14 protein-coding genes are annotated in these 15,373 nt (G+C 73.9%); 10 read left to right on the forward strand and 4 right to left on the reverse strand.

Going from position 1 to position 15,373, the window contains the following annotated elements; all coding sequences use genetic code 11:
* The first annotated feature begins 170 nt into the window (after nt 1–170).
* The 8 genes from iolC to glpK all read left to right on the forward strand — a co-directional run bounded on the left by iolC (nt 171) and on the right by glpK (nt 8,440).
* On the forward strand, nt 171–1,154 hold the full coding sequence (gene iolC / locus GCE86_RS03380) for a 5-dehydro-2-deoxygluconokinase (protein ID WP_154225545.1): 984 nt from the start codon (nt 171–173) through the stop codon (nt 1,152–1,154).
* Nucleotides 1,151–2,038 (forward strand): Cgl0159 family (beta/alpha)8-fold protein, encoded by an 888-nt coding sequence (locus tag GCE86_RS03385; RefSeq protein ID WP_154225546.1) that lies wholly within the window; start codon nt 1,151–1,153, stop codon nt 2,036–2,038. Before iolC ends, GCE86_RS03385 begins: the two co-directional genes overlap by 4 nt.
* Complete coding sequence (iolB, locus tag GCE86_RS03390) at nt 2,035–2,931, forward strand: 5-deoxy-glucuronate isomerase (RefSeq protein ID WP_154225547.1); 897 nt, start codon at nt 2,035–2,037, stop codon at nt 2,929–2,931. Before GCE86_RS03385 ends, iolB begins: the two co-directional genes overlap by 4 nt.
* Nucleotides 2,931–4,775, forward strand: coding sequence for a 3D-(3,5/4)-trihydroxycyclohexane-1,2-dione acylhydrolase (decyclizing) (gene iolD, locus GCE86_RS03395; protein ID WP_154225548.1), 1,845 nt, complete (start codon nt 2,931–2,933; stop codon nt 4,773–4,775). Before iolB ends, iolD begins: the two co-directional genes overlap by 1 nt.
* A gap of 45 nt (nt 4,776–4,820) precedes the next feature.
* Nucleotides 4,821–5,387 (forward strand): RNA polymerase sigma factor, encoded by a 567-nt coding sequence (locus tag GCE86_RS03400; RefSeq protein ID WP_154225549.1) that lies wholly within the window; start codon nt 4,821–4,823, stop codon nt 5,385–5,387.
* Nucleotides 5,384–6,478 (forward strand): hypothetical protein, encoded by a 1,095-nt coding sequence (locus GCE86_RS03405; protein WP_154225550.1) that lies wholly within the window; start codon nt 5,384–5,386, stop codon nt 6,476–6,478. The genes GCE86_RS03400 and GCE86_RS03405 overlap by 4 nt, the downstream gene beginning before the upstream one ends.
* A gap of 62 nt (nt 6,479–6,540) precedes the next feature.
* Complete coding sequence (locus GCE86_RS03410) at nt 6,541–6,858, forward strand: NIPSNAP family protein (protein WP_154225551.1); 318 nt, start codon at nt 6,541–6,543, stop codon at nt 6,856–6,858.
* Between the two features lie 64 nt (nt 6,859–6,922).
* Complete coding sequence (glpK, locus tag GCE86_RS03415) at nt 6,923–8,440, forward strand: glycerol kinase GlpK (protein WP_154225552.1); 1,518 nt, start codon at nt 6,923–6,925, stop codon at nt 8,438–8,440.
* Nucleotides 8,441–8,468: 28 nt separating this feature from the next.
* Here glpK and GCE86_RS03420 read toward each other — a convergent pair whose 3' ends face one another.
* Nucleotides 8,469–8,909, reverse strand: a complete 441-nt coding sequence (locus GCE86_RS03420; protein ID WP_154225553.1) for an ATP-binding protein — start codon at nt 8,907–8,909, stop codon at nt 8,469–8,471.
* 562 nt (nt 8,910–9,471) lie between these two features.
* On the opposite strand from GCE86_RS03420, the gene GCE86_RS03425 reads away from it, so the two are divergent.
* Together GCE86_RS03425 and GCE86_RS03430 are read left to right on the forward strand one after the other, a co-directional pair.
* Complete coding sequence (locus GCE86_RS03425; RefSeq protein WP_154225554.1) at nt 9,472–10,674, forward strand: chymotrypsin family serine protease; 1,203 nt, start codon at nt 9,472–9,474, stop codon at nt 10,672–10,674.
* A 114-nt stretch (nt 10,675–10,788) separates the two neighbouring features.
* Nucleotides 10,789–12,435, forward strand: a complete 1,647-nt coding sequence (locus tag GCE86_RS03430; RefSeq protein ID WP_154225555.1) for a glycoside hydrolase family 10-like protein — start codon at nt 10,789–10,791, stop codon at nt 12,433–12,435.
* 30 nt (nt 12,436–12,465) lie between these two features.
* On the opposite strand, the gene GCE86_RS03435 is transcribed toward GCE86_RS03430, so the two are convergent.
* Genes GCE86_RS03435 through GCE86_RS03445 form a run of 3 tightly spaced genes read right to left on the reverse strand, consistent with a single transcriptional unit; the run spans nt 12,466 to nt 15,357 of the window.
* A complete protein-coding gene (locus tag GCE86_RS03435; protein ID WP_154225556.1) occupies nt 12,466–13,389 on the reverse strand; it encodes a DUF817 domain-containing protein in 924 nt (307 codons plus the stop codon).
* Between the two features lie 10 nt (nt 13,390–13,399).
* Nucleotides 13,400–14,602 carry an MFS transporter gene (locus GCE86_RS03440; RefSeq protein WP_154225557.1) on the reverse strand — a complete coding sequence of 401 codons (1,203 nt, stop codon included), beginning with the start codon at nt 14,600–14,602 and terminating at the stop codon, nt 13,400–13,402.
* Between the two features lie 38 nt (nt 14,603–14,640).
* Nucleotides 14,641–15,357, reverse strand: coding sequence for a DUF1223 domain-containing protein (locus GCE86_RS03445; RefSeq protein WP_163636966.1), 717 nt, complete (start codon nt 15,355–15,357; stop codon nt 14,641–14,643).
* Nucleotides 15,358–15,373 lie beyond the last annotated feature (16 nt).

A 15,373-nucleotide genomic window follows, 5' to 3' on the forward strand; every position in this document is an offset into this window, starting at 1 on the left:
CTGAGCGGGATCGGGCGTGCTGATGCGCGCCACTGTACCGAAGCGATCACGGAGCGCAGAGCACGGATGTCATGACAACACATTGACACAACTCGTAGAGCACTGTTACCAATCAGGGACGGAATCGAGCTGGCGGACACGCCGACGCCGGCCGGGACGGAGGGCGCCGCATGCTCGATGTGCTCACCATCGGCCGGGTCGGGGTGGACATCTATCCGTTGCAGGTCGCCACGCCGCTGGCCGAGGTCGAGACGTTCGGCCGGTTCCTCGGCGGCAGCCCCACCAACGTGGCGGTCGCGGCCAGCCGGCAGGGCCTGCGCGCCGGGCTGATCACCCGCACCGGGGCCGACGCCTTCGCGAGCTACGTGCACCGGGCGCTGCGCGAGTTCGGTGTGGACGACAGCCAGGTCCACCCCGTCGAGGGGCTGCCCACCCCGATCACCTTCTGCGAGATCTTCCCGCCGGACCACTTCCCGCTGTGGTTCTACCGCACCCCCACGGCACCGGACCTCCAGATCCGCCCCGAGGAGCTGGACCTCGACGCCATCACCTCGGCCCGCGTCTTCTGGCTCACCGGCACGGGCCTGTGCCAGCAGCCCAGCCGCGACGCGCACACCGCCGCGCTCGCCGCCCGGGCCGGTCGCCCGCACACCGTGCTGGACCTGGACTACCGGCCGATGTTCTGGCCCGACCCGGCGGCCGCGACCGCGGCCGTCGCCGAGGCGCTGCCCCGGGTCACCGTCGCCGTCGGCAACCTCGACGAGGTGGAGATCGCGGTCGGCACCCGCGACCCGGACCGGGCCGCCGACCTGCTGCTCGAACGCGGCCCCCGGCTCGCCGTGGTCAAGCTCGGCCCGGCGGGCGTGCTGGCCCGCACGGCCGAGCAGAGCGTACGGGTGCCGCCGGTGCCGGTGGACGTGGTCAACGGCCTGGGCGCCGGCGACGCGTTCGGCGGCGCGCTCTGCCTAGGGCTGCTGCGCGGCTGGCCGCTGGAGCGGACCATGCGCTTCGCCAACGCCGCCGGTGCGATCGTCGCCTCCCGACTGGCCTGCTCCGCCGCCATGCCCGACTACGCCGAGACCGCGGCGCTGGCCGGGGACGCCGCGTCGCCGCCCGCGCCGCCGACCGCCGTCCTGACAGGAGAAGACCGGTGAGCACCGAGTACGACGCGCTGACCCGCACCCGCGCGCACCGGCCGCAGGCCATCGCCGAAGCCGCCGCCCGCCGTACCCGCCGGCCCTGGCCCGAACCCGGCCGGCCGCTGTTCGTCATCGCCGCCGACCACCCGGCCCGCGGCGCCCTCGGGGTGCGGGACCGGCCCATGGCCATGGCCGGCCGGGCGGACCTGCTCGACCGGCTGCGGGTGGCGCTCTCCCGGCCCGGCGTCGACGGCGTGCTCGGCACCCCCGACATCCTGGAGGACCTGCTGCTGCTCGGTGCGCTGGAGAACCGCCTGGCCATCGGCTCGATGAACCGCGGCGGGCTCTCCGGGGCCGCCTTCGAACTCGACGACCGGTTCACCGCCTACGACGCCGACAGCATCGCCGCCATGCGCTACGACGGCGGCAAGATGCTCTGCCGCATCGACCCGGACGACCCGGCGACCGCCTCGACCCTGCAGGCCTGTGCCCGGGCGGTCACCGCGCTCGCCGCGCACCGCACCGTGGCCCTCGTGGAACCGCTCTGGGTGGCCCGCGAGGGCGGCCGGGTCAGTGCCGACCTGCGCCCCGAGGCCGTCATCAAGGGGGTCAGCGTCGGGCAGGCGCTCGGCGCGACCAGCGCGTACACCTGGTTGAAGCTGCCGGCCGTCGACGAGATGGAGCGGGTGATGGCCGCGACCACGCTGCCGGTCCTGCTCCTCGGCGGGGACCCGGTGGAGGCGCCCGACGTGGTGTACGCCCGGTGGGCGCGGGCGCTGCGGCTGCCCGGCGTGCGCGGCCTGGTGGTCGGCCGGGCGCTGCTGTACCCGCCCGACGACGACGTGGCCGCCGCCGTGGACCTGGCCGGCTCGCTGCTGCCCACCGGGCAGGACGCATGAGGGCCCGCGACGCCCACCTGCCCTGGGGCGGTGCCGCCCGCGGGCCGTGGGCGCTGGAGGTCACCCCCGAGCGGGCCGGCTGGACCTACGCGGGGCTGCGGGTGCTCACCCTGCCGGCCGGCGGCGAGGTCACCTTCGCCACCGGTGACGAGGAGATGCTGGTCCTGCCGCTGGCCGGCGTCGCCACCGTGCGGTGCGACGGGCTGCGGCTCGACCTGACCGGACGGGCGTCGGTGTTCGCGGCGGTCACCGACTTCGCCTACCTGCCCCGCGACGCCGAGGTGACGATCCACGGCAGCGGCCGCTTCGCGCTGCCGTCGGCGCGGGCCACCCGCCGGCTGTCGCCCCGCTACGGGGCGGCCCGGGACGTGCCGGTGGAGCTGCGCGGCGCCGGGGCGGCCAGCCGGCAGGTCAACAACTTCTGCGCGCCGGACGCCTTCGACTGCGACCGGCTGGTCGCCGTGGAGGTGCTCACGCCCGGCGGCAACTGGTCGTCGTACCCGCCGCACAAGCACGAGCAGGACCGGGCGTACGACGACGGACGGGTCGAGGCCGCGCTGGAGGAGGTCTACTACTTCGAGGTGGCCGGCGGTGAGCCCGGCGACGGTCCGGTGGGCTACCAGCGGGTCTACGGCACCGCCGACCGGCCGATCGACGTGCTCGCCGAGGTGCGCACCGGCGACGTGGTGCTCGTCCCCTACGGCTACCACGGGCCGTCGATGGCCGCGCCCGGCTACGACCTCTACTACCTGAACGTGCTGGCCGGACCCGGGGCCGCGCGGACCATGGCCTGTGTGGACGATCCCCGGCACGGCTGGATCCGGGGCAGCTGGGCGGGCCAGCCGGTGGACCCGCGGCTGCCCCTGACCCGGCCCGGAACGAAAGAGGCGTGATGCCCAGGTTGACGGTGGCACAGGCGGTGGTGGCCTTCCTGGCCCGGCAGTTCTCCGAACGCGACGGGCGGCGGCAACGGCTGATCCCGGCCTGCTTCGGCATCTTCGGGCACGGCAACGTCGCCGGGCTCGGCGAGGCCCTGGCGACCGCGGGCGCGGACCTGCCCTACCACCTGTGCCGCACCGAGCAGGGCATGGTGCACACGGCGGCGGCGTACGCCCGGATGACCGACCGGCTCAGCACCCTGGCCTGCACCACCTCGATCGGCCCCGGAGCCACGAACCTGGTGACCGGCGCCGCGGGCGCCACCATCAACCGGCTGCCGGTGCTGCTGCTGCCAGGCGACATCTTCGCCACCCGGGTGGCCAACCCGGTGCTGCAGGAGCTGGAGGACCCCCGCTCCTACGACGTGAGCGTCACCGACGCGCTGCGGCCGGTCTCCCGCTACTGGGACCGGATCAACCGGCCGGAACAGCTGCCGGCCGCGCTGCTGGCCGCCATGCGGGTGCTGACCGACCCGGCGGAGACCGGCGCCGTCACCCTCGCGCTGCCGCAGGACGTGCAGGTCGAGGCGTACGACTGGCCGGACGAGCTGTTCGCCGAACGGGTCTGGCACGTGCCGCGCCCCCGCGCCGACGAGGCGGCGCTGGGCCGGGCGGCCGCGATCGTGCGGACGGCCCGCAGGCCGCTGCTGGTGGCCGGCGGCGGGGTGATCTACAGCGGGGCCACCGGGGCGCTGCGCCGGTTCGCCGAGGAGCACGGGGTGCCGGTGGCCGAATCCCAGGCCGGCACCGGCGCGCTGCCGCACGGCCACCCGCTCGCCCTCGGCGCGATCGGCGTCACCGGCACCACCGCGGCCAACGAGATCGCGGCCGCCGCCGACGTGGTCATCGGGGTGGGCACCCGCTACAGCGACTTCACCACCGCCTCCGGCACCCTCTTCGGCGACGGGGCGCAGTTCGTGAACCTCAACGTCACGCGCTTCGACGCCGCGAAGCTGTCCGGCACGCAGGTCGTCGGCGACGCGCGGGAGAGCCTCACCGCCCTCGACGCGGCCTGCGCCGGCTGGGCCACCGAGCCCACGTACCGGGAGTCGGTGACCCGGCTGCGCGAGCGGTGGACGGCCGTGGCGGACCACGCCCGGCACGCCGACCCGGACGCGCCGCCCACCCAGACCGCGGTGATCGGCGCGGTCAACGACGCCGCCGGCCCCCGCGGCGTGGTCGTGTGCGCCGCCGGGTCGATGCCCGGCGACCTGCACCGGCTGTGGCGCAGCCGCGACCCCAAGAGCTACCACGTCGAGTACGGCTACTCCTGCATGGGCTACGAGATCGCCGGCGGGATCGGGGTGAAGCTGGCCGCGCCCGAGCGCGAGGTGTTCGTGCTGGTCGGTGACGGGTCCTACCTCATGCTGCCGAGCGAGCTGGCGACCGCGGTCGCCGAGGGCGTCAAGCTGGTCGTGGTGCTGGTGGACAACGCCGGCTTCGCCTCGATCGGCCGGCTGTCGGAGAGCGTCGGCGCGCACCGGCTCGGCACCGCCTACGTCGACCGCGCCGGGGAGCCGCTGCCGATCGACCTCGGCGCCAACGCGGCCAGCCTCGGCGCCGACCTCATCCGGGTGTCCACCATGGAGCAACTGCGGGCCGCCCTGGCCACGGCGGCGGCGGCCACCCGGACCACCGTGGTGCACGTGCGGACCGACCGCTTCGAGGCGGGTCCGGACGCCGACGCCTGGTGGGACGTGCCGGTCGCCGAGGTCTCCACCACGGACCAGGGCCGGGCCGCCCGGGCCGGATACGAGGCGGGGCGCAAGACCCGCCGCACCCACCTGCGTCCCGCCTGACGGATTCCCTGTCACGATCGGTGCCCTGCCGGACATGGGAGGGACGTGAGCTCCGCGACCGAGCACGAGGACCGCTTCCGACGCGTCTACGCCGCCGACTTCGAGCCGCTGCTGGCGTACGCCCTGCGCCGCGTCGCGGACCCGGAGGACGCGGCCGACGTCGTCGCCGAGACCTTCCTCGTCGCCTGGCGCCGGCGACGTGACCTGCCGGCCGGCGGCGAAGCCCGCCTCTGGCTCTACGGCGTCGCCCGCCGCGTGCTCGCCAACCACCACCGGGGCGGCGCACGCCGGCAGCGGCTGGGGGAGCGGCTCCGGCAACGGCTCACGGCGGTGATCGACGGGGACCCGAGCACTGCGGTGCCCGAACGGCTCGCCGTCCGGGCCGCGCTGGCCCGGCTCGGGGACCTGGACCGCGAGGTGCTGCTGCTCACCGTCTGGGAGGGACTCGAACCGCGCGAGGCGGCCGAGGTCCTCCGGGTGACCCCGGCCGCGGTCCGTACCCGCCTGTCGCGGGCGCGAGCCCGGCTCCGCGAACTCGTCGGTGACGACCTCGGCCCACCCGGACATGTACTCGACGTCGTGACCGCACCCGCCCCGAAGGAGGGCAGATGACCGAGGAGCACCTCGACCGGATGGTCCGGGACGCCGACCCCTACCGGCCCGGTGTCATCGGGCACCTCGACGGGGCCGAGCAGGCTCTCCTGGAGGAGATCATGTCCGAACCGACGCCCGACCGCGTCGCCGAAGCACCGCAGCCCCGCTCCCGAGCACGCCGCGGCCTGGTTCGCCGCCTCGCCGGCCCGCTGACCGCGGCCGCGGCGCTCGTCGGGATCCTCGCCGTGGTCACCGTCCACGGCGCCCCTCCGGAGAACCGTCAGGCGGCTCCCACGGAGACGGCCGGGCCGGCCGGTGCCAAGCCGACCACCTCGATCGCGTTCTCGCCCGTGGCGCTGAAGGCCGCCGAGGAGAACCCTCGGCTGCTGATCGACGAGCCCGGGTGGAAGGTGACCACCGTCTACGGGTTCGCCGAGAAGCAGGGCACCATCGCGTTCCGCAACGACGAACAGCAGCTGGACATGAACTGGTACCCGGCGGACCAGTACGACGGCTACCACGCGGACCGGCTGCGCGTCAGCGCCCCGGAGGCGGTGAAGGTGGACGGCTGGCCGGGTGACCTGATCCGCTACGGCGCCGAGGACTTCGCCGTCATGCTCCGCCCCCGCGACGGCGTCTTCGTCGAACTCCGCGCCGGCGGCGGGGACCGGGCCGAGTTCGACCGGCTCCTCACCCACGTCGTCCGCGTCGACGTACGCACCTGGCTGGCCGCGCTCCCGCCGGAGATCGTCACGCCGGCCCGCGTGGACGAGCGGGCCACGATCGTGCTCGCCGACATCCCGCTGCCGCCGAACTTCGACAAGGCCGCGCTGCGCGACCTCGGCACCAACGACGCCTACCAGTTCGGCGCCCAGGTGACCTCCCGGGTCGGCTGCGCCTGGATCGCCGAATGGCAGCGCGCGAAGCGGGCCGGCGACGACGCCGCGCTCCGGCGGGCCGCCGACGCGCTGCGCAGCAGCCACAAGTGGCAGGTGCTGCACCAGATGAACGACGAGGGTGACTGGCCGGAGGTGTTCTGGGAGACGGCCGACGAGGTCGCCGCCGGCAACGTACCGCGCGGCTACGAGGGGGCCTTGGGCTGCGAATGACCGTCCCGGCCGCGCCGGCACGAGAGCACCGTGAGTGCCGGCGCGGCCCGTAGGGTGGGGCGGTGATCACCTGCGTCGTGCACTACACCATCGACCCCACGCAGATCGAGGCGTTCGAACGCTTCGCCCGCGAGTGGATGCGGCTGGTGGCCAAGCACGGCGGCGTGCACCACGGCTACTTCCTGCCCGCCGAGGGCGCCAGCGACCGGGCCGAGGCGCTGTTCAGCTTCGAGAGCCTGGCGGCGTACGAGCGCTACCGCGCGCGGTTCGGTGCGGACCCGGAGTTCGTCGCGGCCGACCGCATCCGCGACGAGTCGGGCTGCGTCCTGCGCTACGAGCGCACCTTCATGCGCCCCCTCCTGCCGACCGACTCTCGTTGACCCGGCCTCGGGACGTTTCCTACGGTGCACGATGACGCCCGCGCCCGCAGTGAGGAGACCCCGCATGGCTGACTTCGTCGGCGCCGTGGACCAGGGCACGACCAGCACCCGCTTCATGATCTTCGATCACGGTGGCAACGAGGTCGGCCGCCACCAGCTCGAACACCAGCAGATCATGCCGCGGGCGGGCTGGGTCGAGCACAACCCGCTGGAGATCTGGGAACGGACCCAGACGGTGATCCAGACGGCGATGAACGAGCACGGCCTGGCCGGCTCCGACCTGGCCGCGCTGGGCATCACCAACCAGCGCGAGACCACGGTGGTGTGGAATCGCCGGACCGGCCGGCCCTACCACAACGCGATCGTCTGGCAGGACACCCGCACCGACCGGATCGCGGCGGCGCTGGAACGCGAGGGCAAGGGCGACGTGATCCGGCGCCGGGCGGGCCTGCCGCCGGCGACGTACTTCTCGGCGGGGAAGATCCAGTGGATCCTGGAGAACGTCGACGGGGTCCGGGAGGCCGCCGAGCGGGGCGAGGCGGTCTTCGGCAACACCGACACCTGGCTGCTCTGGAACCTGACCGGCGGCACCGAGGGCGGCGTGCACGTCACCGATCCCACCAACGCCAGCCGCACCATGCTCATGGACCTGGAGACGCTGGACTGGGACGACGAGCTGCTCTCGTTCTTCGGCATCCCCCGGGCCATGCTGCCGGAGATCCGGCCGTCCTCCGACCCGCGCTCGTACGGCAGCACGGTGCCGCACGGGCCGTTCACCGGCCCGGTCCGGATCACCGGTGACCTGGGCGACCAGCAGGCCGCCACGGTCGGGCAGGTCTGCTTCGCGCCGGGCGAGGCGAAGAACACCTACGGGACCGGCAACTTCCTGCTGCTCAACACCGGCACCGACATCGTGCGGTCGAAGGCCGGGCTGCTCACCACCGTCTGCTACCAGTTCGGCGACGAGGCGCCGGTGTACGCGCTGGAGGGCTCGATCGCGGTCACCGGATCGGCCGTGCAGTGGCTGCGCGACCAGCTCAAGATCATCAGCACGGCGGCGCAGAGCGAGATCCTCGCCCGCCAGGTCGAGGACAGCGGCGGCGTGTACTTCGTGCCGGCGTTCTCCGGCCTGTTCGCCCCGTACTGGCGCTCGGACGCCCGTGGCGCCATCGTCGGCCTGTCCCGGTTCAACACCGACGCGCACATCGCCCGGGCGACCCTGGAGGCGATCTGCTACCAGAGCCGGGACGTGGCCGAGGCCATGGAGCAGGACTGCGGGGTGCCCCTGGAGTGCCTGAAGGTCGACGGCGGCGTCACCGTCAACGACCTGTGCATGCAGCTCCAGGCGGACATCCTCGGCGTGCCGGTCAGCCGGCCGGTGGTCGCCGAGACGACCGCTCTCGGCGCGGCCTACGCGGCCGGGCTCGCCGTCGGGTTCTGGAAGAGCACCGACGAGCTGCGCGAGAACTGGAACGAGAGCAGGCGCTGGCAGCCGACCTGGTCCCCGGAGCAGCGCGAGACCGGCTACGCCCGGTGGAGGAAGGCGGTGGGCCGCACCCTCGACTGGGTCGACGTCGACTGAGGTGGTGCCGGCCCCGCTCGGGAACCGGTCAGCGCAGCGCGATGGTGACGGTGGCGGTCATGCCGTCGGGGCGACGGTGGAGGTGCAGCGAGTCGGCCAGGTGGTCCGCCAGCCACAGACCCCGGCCACCGGCCACGTCGCCGGGGACCTGCCGGATCGGCGGTGCGTCGACACCCGGGCCGTGATCGACGACGGCGCAGATCAGGAGGTCGTCCTGCCGCCGGAGGTGCAGGTGGCCCGTGCCGCCACCGTGGCGTACCGCGTTGGTGGCCAGCTCGTGGACGGCCAGGACGAAGCCCTCGGCCCGCACGCCGGTGAGCCCGGCAGCCGCGACGACCGCGGCGACGGCGTGCCGCAGCTCGGTGGTGGTGACGGCGGTGAAGTCCCGGGAGAGCAGCGACGAGGCCCTGTCACGCGTGTGCCCGGCCCCCACGGAGTTGATCTCGGCCGGCGGCCCGGAACCGCCCATGGAAAAGAGGCTACCTGCATTCCGAATATCCACCGCAGCCCCCCGGCCCTCCCGCTCGGGCCCCGGACCCGCCGCGGCCCGGTCGTCGCCGCCGCGGGACCCCCGGCGGGCCTGGCGGCCGCCACTCCGAGGGCGACACGGTCGCCGCGCCGAATGCGGGGTGTCCGTCACGCGACATGGCCCTTCGGGGCGAGAAGAGAACGGCAGGAGGCCTTTTGTGAATGGCTCGTTAAATGTGTACGGGGTACCGATAAAGGTGAGCGCCCGTCCGCTGTCCCGCGCTTTTCCGACAGTGCCCAGGAATGGCGTAGCCGGGCGGCACTGTCAAGAGTCCTGCCTGGTCACGGCGTATGTCGAGCGGACCCGCTGGAACCGGCAATGGTCGCATGCCGACCGGGCCGGGGTAAATGGCTGAGTCCGTTTGGCAGCAGGACCCTGGTGAATGGGATTCACCGCCGCAGAATTCGAGTCGACCGGGGAAATTGTCGCCCCGGCGGCTCTCATCTGCAGGAGGTACATCCCCATGACTCCAATGACATCGGGCGGACGCGGGGGTGCGGTCATGCGCCGCACCCTTTTCGCGTTGGCCGCCGCGATCGTCAGCGTCGGGGCCTTCGGGACCCCGGCGGTGGCCGACGGCAAACCCGTCACGCCGTCGACCCAGCCGGCCGAGGCCGTGCCGGGCGGGTTCGCGAGCTGGCGTGCGCTGTTCGCCGAGCAGGACCGGCTCAACGCGGCGGCCGGCGAGATCACGGCCGCCCGGGGCGAGGGCTTCGCGGGCGTGGTCGCCGCGCCGGAGGCCCGCAGGCTCACCGTCTACTGGAAAGGGCGGGTGCCCGGGTCGGTCCGTGACCTGGCCAGGCGGCTCTCCGTGCCGGTGAAGTTCAAGCCGGCCCGGTTCCACCAGCGCGAGATGGTCGCCGAGGCGCAGCGGCTCGCCGCCGACCCCCGGGCCGTCTCGGTGGCCGCCAAGGTCGACGGCAGCGGGCTCGCGGTGACCGTGAACGGCCGGGCGCTGGCGTCGGGCAAGCGGGACGTCCTGCGTACCGCGCGGCTGCCGCTCAGCGTGACCACCACGGCGACCGCCACGCCGCTCGACCGGCAGAACGACTTCGCCCCCTACTGGGGCGGAGCGCGCTACTACGCCGGTGGTGGCTGCACCACGGGCTTCGGGGTGTACTGGAACGACGCCCGGCAGATCCTCAGCGCCGGGCACTGCGGCGTGAACGGCCAGGTCGCGTACGACGGTGGCGGCCCCACCAACACCATGGGCCCGATCATCAACGACTGGAACCCGCGGGACACCCTGATGATCCGGGTCGCGGCCGGCGGCCGGATCTACACCGGGCCGTACAACGCGGCCACCAGCATCGGGGTCGGCGGCGCCGCGTCCGACTACGTCGGCAACTACGTCTGCACCGGCGGCTCCTCCAGCGGCGAGCACTGCAGCCTGCGGGTCGACGTGGTCAACCAGTTCGTCAACATCGGCTACGTGATCGGGCCGGTGACGCAGGCCAACCACATCGTCGCCGGGGGCTGCGCCGCCGCGCCGGGTGACAGCGGCGGGCCGGTGTACTCGTACCGGTCGGACGGCCGCGTCGACGCCCGCGGCACCGTCTCCGCCGGCGTGCTCGGCACGGCGGTCTGCCCCGGCGTGAGCCCCAACGGCTCCCGCACCGTCTGGTACGCCCCGCTGCTGCGGCCGGTCGGTGACGCGCAGATCGGTTCGCTGACCTACTACGGCGCCTCGCTCATCCAGGGCTGAGGTGACCAGCGTGGGCCGGTCCACTGAGGACCGGCCCACGCCGGTGCCTTAGGTGGCCGTTAAGAAGCGGTTCCGGCCGGTTCACCCGTCGGGGGTCGCTGGCAGACTGGGGCGATGCCGTCGGTCCATCCGCCCGTTCCGCCCGTACCCCGCCGCCGTACCCGGGTGCTCGTCGCGGTCGTCGTCGCGCTCGCCGTGCTGGCCGGGCTCGGCGCCTGGTCGCTGCGCGACCGGGTCGCCGGCGACGGTGGCGCGGCCGAACCGGCCGGCACGGCCGCGGTCACCGCGGCGGGCGGTGGCCGGGACTGCGCGGGCCGGCCGGCCCGCGCGACCCGCGAGCTGCGCGGCATGTGGATCACGACGGTCAACAACATCGACTGGCCGAGCCGGCGGGGGTTGCCGGCCGAGGCGGCGCGGGCCGAGTTCCGCGGCTGGCTGGACCTGGCGGTGCGCCGCAACCACAACGCGGTCTTCGTGCACGTGCGGCCGAGCGGGGACGCGCTCTGGCCGTCGGCCTACGCGCCGTGGTCGGAGTGGCTGACCGGGCGCCGCGACGGCCGCGACCCGGGCTGGGACCCGATGGAGTTCATGGTCGCCGAGGCCCATGCCCGCAACCTGGAGTTCCACGCCTGGTTCAACCCCTACCGCGGCGGCCAGCCGGCCACCGTGGGCGGGCCGGGCCCCCACCTGGACCAGCTCGCGCCGACCCACCCGCTGCGGCGGCACCGCGACTGGGTCGTGACCTATCCCAGCGCCGACAAGCCCGGCAGCCGGCTCTACTTCAACCCCGGCATCCCGGAGGCCCGCCGGTTCGTCGAGGACGCGATGCTCGAGGCGGTCCAGCGGTACGACGTCGACGGGGTGCACTTCGACGACTTCTTCTACCCCTATCCCGAGGCGGGGCAGGACTTCCCGGACGACGCCGCGTTCGCCCGCTACGGCCGGGGGTTCGCCGACCGGCACGCCTGGCGCCGGGACAACGTGAACACCCTGGTCCGCGAGATGAGCGAGCGGATCAAGGCGATGAAGCCGTGGGTGAAGTTCGGCATCAGCCCGTTCGGCATCTGGCGCAACAAGCGCACCGACCCGGCCGGCTCACCCACCGCCGGCCTGCAGAGCTACGACGACATCTACGCCGACACCCGGCTCTGGGTACGCCGGCAGTGGCTGGACTACGTGGTGCCGCAGCTCTACTGGCACATCGGGTTCGGCAAGGCCGACTACGCCAAGCTGCTGCCCTGGTGGGCGGCCACCGTGCGGGGCACCCGGGTGCAGCTCTACATCGGCCAGGCCGACTACCGGGTCGGCGAGCGCGGCGCCTGGCGGGACCCGGCCGAACTGGACCGGCAGCTCGCCCTGAACCGGCGGCACGGGGTGAGCGGGAGCGTGCACTTCAGCGCCCGGCAGGTGCGGGCCGACAAGCTCGGCGCGGTCAGCCGCTACAGCCGGGCGCACTACGCCGCTCCCGCGCTGCTGCCCACGATGGCCCAGTTGCCGGCGGCGCCGCCGCCCGCCCCCGCGGTCACCGCCGCCCGGCGTGAGGACACCGGCGGGGTGGCGCTGACCTGGCGCGGCGACGCCGCCGCGAGCTTCGCCGTCTACCGGGTGGACGGCGGCATCGCCCGGCTGGTCGGCACCACGCGGGGCGGTGACTGGGTGGACCGGGGCGCCCCGGCCACCGGGCCGCTCACCTACTGCGTCGCCGGGCTGGACCGCAGCGGCAACGAGGGCGGGCTCAGCGCGCCGGCGTCGGCCGCCTGACCCCTTGACGAGGGCCGCCGGCGCGGTGGCTCAGCGGGGGACGGCGGCGGGTGGCGCGCCGGTCGCGTCCGCCGCCGTGGCCGGCTCGTCGTCGGGCGGCTGCGGCGGTGAGATCCAGGTGACCAGCACCACCGAGATGATCATGAGAAGGAACCAGGACGCGAGCTTCGCGGGCGAGACGAGGTGCCAGCCGCCCAGCTGGCTGGGGTAGAGCCAGGCGTTCGACCAGGTGGCGATGTTCTCGGCGAGCCAGATGAAGAAGGCGACGAGCAGGAACGCCAGCAGCAGCGGCATGCGCCACCGGAACCGGAAGATGCGGAACTGCATGACGCAGCGGCCGAACACGAGCGCGACGGCGGCGATGAGCAGCCACCGCACGTCGGGCAGGTAGTGGTTGGTGAAGAAGTTGGCGTAGACGGCGGCGGCCAGCACGGCGGTCACCCAGCGCCTCGGGTAGCGGGTGAAACGCAGGTCGAAGAGCCGGTTCACCCGGACGAGGTAGGAGCCGACCGCGGCGTACATGAAGCCGCTGAAGAGGGGCACGGCGCCGAGCCGCAGCAGGCCGTCGGAGGCGTAGGACCAGGAGCCCACCTGCGTCTTGAACAGCTCCATGGCCGTGCCGACGAGGTGGAACAGCACCACGACCCGCAGCTCGCGCAGGGTCTCCAGGCGGCCGGCCACCATGGCGATCTGGATGGCGACGGCCGCGAGCGTGAGGAAGTCGTTGCGCGCGAACGCGGCGTCCGGCGGATACCAGAGATGCGCCGCGAAGATGACCGCCAGCATCGCCCCACCGAAGACGCACGCCCAGGCCTGTTTGAGGCCGAAGACCGCGAACTCGGTCAGCCAGCCGGCCGGCCCGCGCCGGGGCAGGCGGGCGAGGAGCGCCCGGAAGCGGGCGTCGATCGCGCGTTCGGCCGTGGTCAGGTCGGCCGGTCCGGACGGGTTGTGCATTCCCCCGACGCTATCGCGCGCCGACCCGCGTCTCCCGGCCCGTGCGGCGCAGCGCGAGCAGGGCGACCACGGCGAGCACGAGGACGGCGACCGCGTACTCCTCGGCGGTCCGGCGCAGGCCGCCGCCGTGGACCACGAGGAAGCCGGCGATCACCGTGGGCAGGCCGAAGCCGACGTAGGAGATGATGTAGAGCAGCGAGAGCACGCTGGCGCGCTCGTGCGCCTCGACCAGCGGCGTGACGGTCTTGAGGCTGCCCTGGAAGCCGCCCCCGAAGCCGACGCCCCCGAACGCGAGGCCGACGAAGAAACCGGTGATGGAGTCGGCGGAGACCGACACCAGCGTGATGACCATCCCGACGACGAGCGCGGCGATGCCGGTGAGCATGACGGTTCGCGCGGGCCGGTCGCGCAGCACGAGGACGGCGGCGGACCCGAAGACGGCGAAGACGAAGATGCTCAGGCCCCCGAGCACGATCGAGGAGTTCATGAGGGCACGCACGAGCGCCGGGCCGAGCGCGGCGAAGAACCCCGCGAGGGCCCAGACGGCGAAGGCGACCGGGGCGACGGCCAGCAGCGGCCCGCGTACCACGCGGGGCAGCCGGATCTCCGGCCGCAGGCTCCGCAGGGCCCCCGCCATCGGTGTGACCGTCTCCGGCATCAGCACGACCCCGATGCCCTGGATGAGCAGGGCCACGAGCAGGACGAGGTACACCAGACGCGTCGGTGCGGGCAGGTACTGGACGAGCAGCGCGGAGAGCAGCGCACCGACGCCGGTGCCGATGCCCGGGGCGATCGAGTTGGCGAGCGTGCCGCGGGACCGGTCGATGTCGAGCATGCCGGCGGCCGCCGCGCCGGTGGCGGCGCCGGCCGCGATGCCCTGCACGATGCGCGCGGCCACCAGTTCGGGTACGCCGCCGGCAAGGACGAAGATGACCAGCGAGATCATCTCGACCGCGATCGCGGCGAGCAGGACCGGGCGCCGCCCCACATGGTCGGAGAGCTTGCCCACCGTGAGCAGGGACGCCAGCACCGCGACGGCGTAGACGGCGAACACCAGGGTGGTGGTGATCGGCGAGAAGTGCCAGCGCGCCTGGTAGATCCCGTACAGCGGGCTCGGGGCCGTCGACGCGGCGACGAACGACACGATGATCGAGGCGAGCAGGAGCAGGGTGACGTTCGGCGTGAGGCGCTTCTGCTGCTGGGCGATGCTCATCAGGCAGTGCTCCTCGGGTGTGCGGCGCGGGGCATGGCTCAGGCGGACACGTCCACGGCCGCGGCGCCGACCACGGCCCGCTCACCCTCCTGCTGCACGTAGCCGACCACCGACGCCTGCGCCGGATCGAGGTCCGGGGGCACGGTCAGGTCCACCCGGCCCTCCTCGGCGGCGAGGCCGACCGAGGTGAAGGCCCGTACGACGTTGTCCTGCCGCAGCCGGCGGCCGGCGTTCTCGCCCCGGGGCACGTCGTTCTCCAGCCCGCGCTCCACGACGGCCACGTGCAGCATGCCCCGCGCGGGCGGCCGGTCGACCCGGTAGTCCACGGCCACGTGGCCGCCGCCCGCCGCCCCGACGGTCAGGCCGACCGGTGCGGTGGCCGGCGCCGACAGCGCGGAGGCGATCGCGTCGGCCGCCCGCCGCCGGTCGGAGCCGACGAACTCGGCGGTGCCGTTGACCACCATCTGCGGCGTGTAGAGGTGCCCGGTGCCGAACGCCCGCGCGTACGCCTCCTGCCGGGCGGTGTACGCGGCGGCGGCGTAGGGGTCGGGCCAGCCCAGGTGGTCCCAGTAGTCGACGTGGAAGCCGAGGGCGAAGACGGGCTCGCCGCGCCGGCGGGCGTCCCGCTCGATCTCGGTCAGCACCTCCTCGGCGGGCGGGCAGCTCTCGCAGCCCTGCGAGGTGAACATCTCCACGACGGCGAAGCCGCCGTCGCCCGCCTGCGGCGGCGACCCGGTGGGCGAGAGGTCCGTCATGACGTGGCTCCTGGCG

This window comes from Micromonospora terminaliae, from assembly GCF_009671205.1.
In the GTDB taxonomy this organism is placed as follows: domain Bacteria; phylum Actinomycetota; class Actinomycetes; order Mycobacteriales; family Micromonosporaceae; genus Micromonospora; species Micromonospora terminaliae.